Origin of the sequence: Promicromonospora kroppenstedtii DSM 19349, assembly GCF_000515355.1 — a bacterium.
GTDB lineage: Bacteria > Actinomycetota > Actinomycetes > Actinomycetales > Cellulomonadaceae > Promicromonospora > Promicromonospora kroppenstedtii.
This window is the reverse complement of the sequence record NZ_KI911743.1, coordinates 14,617-15,210: the sequence shown is the minus strand read 5'-3', so window position 1 is coordinate 15,210 and position 594 is coordinate 14,617. Positions and strand designations below refer to the sequence as shown.

The 594-nt window shown below is 75.6% G+C and carries 1 pseudogene; it reads right to left on the bottom strand.

Features of this window, described 5'->3' with window-relative positions:
• Positions 1–594: pseudogene (locus PROKR_RS37590) on the bottom strand (bifunctional [glutamine synthetase] adenylyltransferase/[glutamine synthetase]-adenylyl-L-tyrosine phosphorylase); the annotation flags it as partial.

Below are 594 nucleotides of genomic sequence, written 5' to 3'. Positions count from 1 at the left end.
CCCGTCGTCGGGCAGCGACGCCTCGACGGCGCCCTCGCCGGGGCCGCCGGCCGCGACCACGCTGAGCGTGCCCGACAGGGCCCGTGCCCGCAGCAGCGCCTGCGCCTCCCAAGGCGAGGACCAGCGGTCGTAGTACTCGACGTACGACTCGAACGACCGCACCAGCGGCCCGTTGCGGCCCTCGGGTCGCAGGTCGGCGTCCACGGGCAGGCCGGGCTCCGGCCCGACGGCCGTGAGGATGCGGCGCATCCCCTTGGCCACGGCCAGGGCGTAGTCGTTGGCCTCCTTGTCGCCGGCACCGCCCACCGCCTCGTAGACGAACATGATGTCGGCGTCCGAGCCGTAGCCCATCTCCTGTCCGCCGAGCCGGCCCATCGCGACGATGAGCAGTCGCGCGGGCTCGTCGCCGCGCGCGACCTTCCGTTCGGCGCGCGCCTCGTGCTCGGCGATGCGCAGCCCACCCGCCAGGACGACGTCGGCGGCGTCCGAGATGGCCTTGGCGGCGTCGACGGGCCCGAGCTCGCCGAGCACCTCGGCCACGCCGGTACGGGCCAGCTCGCGGCGGCGGAGCGCACGCAGCGCGATCGTCGCGTT